Below are 4,605 nucleotides of genomic sequence, written 5' to 3' on the forward strand. Positions count from 1 at the left end.
GACTCTGCCAAAGACCATAGCCAATGGTCAACTTTCATCGTCGTCGGCAAAAGATACAACTCTAATCGCTATAAAACCACCGAGACTTATTTGTCTGAGACTGACTGGGAGTTTTTACTCGCCACTACGACCAAGCCTCTAACTTACTTAATCTGGGTGAGAGAGGATGAAATTTGTCACTACGACCAATCCCACATTATCAACCCGATTGGCGAGTTCTAGACCACTGAATTTATAGCCAATCTCGCCCAAGAATTACTTGATTGGCTTTTCTCTACTTCACTTTGGCTCGATTACTTCTATCGATTAAATATCATGACTCAAGACAATCAACCAGAAACCCCTCTCTCACTCGAATTTGAACTTCTTCGACTCAAGCGTTTCTTAAAGAAAAACCCAGAGCTAGCAACAGAAAAGGCTTTGGGCATCTATGAAGATTTTCTCAATCTCTCCAGAGAAATCAAATTTCTCGAAAGAATTTGTGAGAGTCTTCTTGCTGATAATAGAAGCCTTCAAGCGGATAATCAAAGACTGACTTCTGAATTGATCGAGCAATCTTCTCCCAAAACTAAAACTGTCGAGTTACCATCTTTCCTCAACTCTCGTCGCCATTAATTCCAATCCTCTTCACCAAACAATACATTATGAGTATATACATAGTATTAATTTACGTTAAGCCCTTAACCTCGACACCAGAGACTCTGCCTGAAATCATGGCTTTTCCAGAAATCCAGCAGAATGTACTGTAGGCAATATGTGTTATTGCGAAAATCAGCCCTCAGTTTATCGCTCTCAAATCAGAAAAGCAATCAAGCAGCATCAGTGTGGTGAATGTTTCCAAACAATAACTCTCGGTAACTAGGTATTTAGTTACCGAGAGTTTGTCTGAAGGCGAATGGCATTATTACAAAATTTGTTTAAATTGCCAACAATTAATTGATTATCTGTACGAAACTCAAGACTGTTATTGCTTTGTTCATGGAGAATTAATGGAATCTATTAGAGATAGTGGATTGGAAAACGAAGATTGTCTCATTCCTTTGAGCGAAGGTTTAGATAATAATTTAACTCTCATGGATACGAAAGTAGCTGAAGAAGATGAAAACCGCTATGAAGGCTTACATAATGCTTTCTATGCTGATTTTTATCGTTTAAAACCAATTAAATAAAAGATGAAAAAAGATGAAAAAAGATGAAAAAAGCAGCCAAAAGATTAACCCAAAAACTTTGAATTTAACCAGATTCACATCACCAGTTGAATGTTTTTGTGGCGAGTGTGAATCAGAAAATAAATATTATGAGTGTAAGGGCTGCTCCTCTTCATAGTTCCCTGGTGTTTCGGAGGAAGTGGTTCTTGGTGGGAGTACTGCGACGATTGCTGGGTTATTCTAAATCAAGAATCCTCAAAAATTCAAAATATAAAGAGATAGGTAATAATTAATCAATAAAATGAAAATTCAGCCAAAAATCGTACTAGGCTGTGTAGTTGGAATTGGAATCATAATAGCTAGCTGCACTAACTACCCGAAACAACAAATAACTATTGGCATATCTTCTGAGAATCTCATCTTAGAAGACTCTATCAGCCAATTAACCAAACTCGCTACGGGCGGGACTCCAGAAATTATGACCAAAGGTTCGGTTTCTTTAACCAAACTTGCCTGTGAAGGACAATTAGATGCGATCGCCATTGCCGATGAGATGTGGGCTTCTATATTATGTCCTGATGCCAACTGGGTTAACAATTCCGACACTCTATACCGAACGAGAATTCAATTAGCAGTTCCTACCAAAAAGGCTCAAGAATTAGGTTGGAACGACAGAACTGTATCAAGGAAGGAAGTTTTAGAGGCTTTAAAATCTGGAAAGCTAAAGTTAGCAACTACTCTACCTACCCATAGCAACAGTGGCTACAACTTTCTACTTTGGTTGACCAGAGAAGAGTTGGGAGGCAATATCGACCCACAGCAAATTACTCCTCAAACTCTCAAACCACTACAGCCAATTTATCAAAACCTGGCTCAGTCAAGTGAAAGCACCTCATTCTTAGCCGAGAAATTAACCCAAAATTGGGAAGATAATACAATTGCTGCTCTTTATCGCTTTTTGTATTCCCCAGATGGTAAGTCTTTATCTATTCATGGCGATCGCGTATCACTTCCACAATCCGTAACCTTAGTCGATGTTAATCCTGCCGTAACCGTAACCCCAAGCTGGTTTGTAACTAGCAGCGACCCAGAAATAAGAGAACAATTACAGGTTGAGGTATTTGAGGCATTAGAAGAAAGCGATCGCTCTACTTTCGAGCAGATAGCGCAACTTAATCCCCCTTTGTCTCAAGAGATAAAACGAGAAACAACTCCTGGTGTTGCAGTGCATCGCAAACTACTAGAAAGTTTTCACCCCAGTATTCGCCAAAAACGTTGGATCGTGGGAATAATTGATGGTTCTGGTTCAATGGAAGGAGAAGGATTTAATCAGTTATTATCTGCATTCAGAGAACTCCTAGAAACTGAAAAAGCCAAGTCTAATTTTCTTTACTCACCAGAAGATAAATTTAGTTTGATAGTTTACCAAGGAGAAGGTGCATACAGCTTGCCCCGCAATGTCGAAGCTAGTACAAATTTGGATCGAGAAAAACTGTGGCAGAGTTTAAACCAAGAAGTCAGAGTAGGTGGGGGAACTCCAGTTAAAGCTGGTTTGTATCGGGGATTTGAATCAGCTTTGAAAGTCCCAATTGATTATCAAATAGAAATATTTTTGTTTACCGATGGGAGATTTGGCAATCCTCTAGATCGAGAATTATTAAGTCTCCATCAAGAATTGGAGAACAAAAATGCACAGATTACAATTGTTGGTGCGGGAAATGTTAATGCTAAGCAACTCCAAAAACTAGCGCGCGAGCTTAATGCACGACCGATAATTTCATCTAGTGCCAGCCAAACCAAAGAAGAACTACTTAAAGCATTCAGAGAGGGTCAAATATGAAACGCAAACAAAAAAGGATTTCACGAATTATTTGTAGTATCCTTGCTTTGGTATTACCCATCGCTCTGAATCTATTGGGTTTGAACTGGATTAGTGCCATTGCTATTGGCGTCATAATTGCGATCGCCCTCCTGATTCTTACCTCTAGTCTCAGTAGCAGAATTCAAAACTTTTCAACTTGGATTGGCTATAGTTTGATTGCAGCAGCTACAATCCTCATGATTGTCTTTGGTGTTCCTCAAATAACCGAGCAGTTGCAACCTCCAAAGTTAGTTTATGGTTATGTTGGAGGCGAACGTTACGAGCTTTTAGTTCGCGATCTCTCCGTACAAGAATTGATAAAGGAAGCTGATCTTCAAATTTCTGAAGGCAGCGTAATCAAAAAAGGTTCGATTTCTCAGCTTAAGACTCTCTCAAGCAATTCGGACATAGAAAATATCGATTTTATCTGGACTGGAGATGCCCCCATTGCAGCAGCAGGTAAAGAAATAATGGAAGCGCGAGGAAAGAAAGTTTTGTTTAATGAAGCTACTTTGAGCGACCCTCTGGTTTTAGTAATGGATCGAGTTGCAGCAGAAGCTGCTAGTGAGCGCAATTTTTTAACTCAATTAATACCTGGGGATTCTTTACAGGATTCTGGTTTTGAATACAAGATTGATACGGTATCTTTAGCCGATTTTCTTGGGGGAAATTGGACTTGGAAAGACATTGGGTTAAATAGATATATTTCTCCTCCAGGAGTCATCATGAGCGATGCCAGAAAGTCAAATGGAGGATTAATGGCGGAAACTTTGCTCGGTACTATTTTTTATAACATTAACGAGTCATCATCGAATAATAGGTTATTAACCAGCAAAGATATTCCCCAGTTTCAGCCATTACCCAAAAAATCTGATGCCAAGTTATCAGAAAAAATGGAGCAGTTAAGATTGCATTCGGGATTTGCTGAATCAACTTCGAGCAAGATTCAAACCCAATTAGAAGAAGGCGGTATTCCCTGGTCGCTAACTTACTACTCTCTGGGTAAAAAAATAGTTGGAGATCATAATAATTTTGCTTTAGTTGCGTTATCTCAAACTTTAATTAATAGCAACCAATTCTTATCATTTTCCGAATCAGGAACAAAATTATTAAAGATTCTTCAGTCGGATAAATTTCCAGAAATAGCTAGGGAATATGGATACGATTCTCCTCAAGGTAGCTGGAGTATTTTGCCAGATCAAAGCTTTGAAGCAATCAAAAACTTAACTGGTTTAAATCTGGATAATTAAAAGTAAATGATGTTCCTTAATAAACTATTAATCAATATTAATACAATGATTCGCTATTAGCGGTCTGCCTCTGGCAGCACTGCGCGGTCTCGGCGATGCCGAGCGTTGCACTTCTCTTTTCGCACGTCAAAATGTAATATGTAAAGATTATGTTTTTGCCCCCAAGGCGATCGCTAACTCGCGGGCATTTTCTGAGTACAAATATCTAAAAGAACAGAGAAACTGTTGACTTTTGATGGTAGTCAAGCCGAGGGAGACCCCAAAAATACTTCGATTTCAACTTTATTCTCATTAAATAAAATTTGTTGAGAATAGGCAAGGAAGAAAATATTTTAGTTGGGTTTTT

5 protein-coding genes are annotated in these 4,605 nt (G+C 38.8%); all 5 read left to right on the forward strand.

The features are described 5' to 3' along the window. A partial coding sequence (locus H1P_RS37125) for a hypothetical protein (protein ID WP_186376330.1) occupies positions 1-222 on the forward strand: 222 nt, incomplete at its 5' end. A 93-nt stretch (positions 223-315) separates the two neighbouring features. Then, positions 316-615, forward strand: coding sequence for a hypothetical protein (locus tag H1P_RS34975; protein WP_144876334.1), 300 nt, complete (start codon positions 316-318; stop codon positions 613-615). A 266-nt stretch (positions 616-881) separates the two neighbouring features. Next, on the forward strand, positions 882-1,169 hold the full coding sequence (locus tag H1P_RS34980) for a hypothetical protein (protein ID WP_144876336.1): 288 nt from the start codon (positions 882-884) through the stop codon (positions 1,167-1,169). Between the two features lie 280 nt (positions 1,170-1,449). Further along, positions 1,450-2,988, forward strand: coding sequence for a VWA domain-containing protein (locus tag H1P_RS34985; RefSeq protein ID WP_144876339.1), 1,539 nt, complete (start codon positions 1,450-1,452; stop codon positions 2,986-2,988). Continuing rightward, positions 2,985-4,259: a hypothetical protein gene (locus tag H1P_RS34990; protein WP_144876341.1), complete on the forward strand. Its 1,275-nt coding sequence runs from the start codon at positions 2,985-2,987 to the stop codon at positions 4,257-4,259. Before H1P_RS34985 ends, H1P_RS34990 begins: the two co-directional genes overlap by 4 nt. Positions 4,260-4,605 lie beyond the last annotated feature (346 nt).

The organism is Hyella patelloides LEGE 07179 (genome assembly GCF_900659865.1).
GTDB classification, from domain to species: Bacteria; Cyanobacteriota; Cyanobacteriia; order Cyanobacteriales; family Xenococcaceae; genus Hyella; species Hyella patelloides.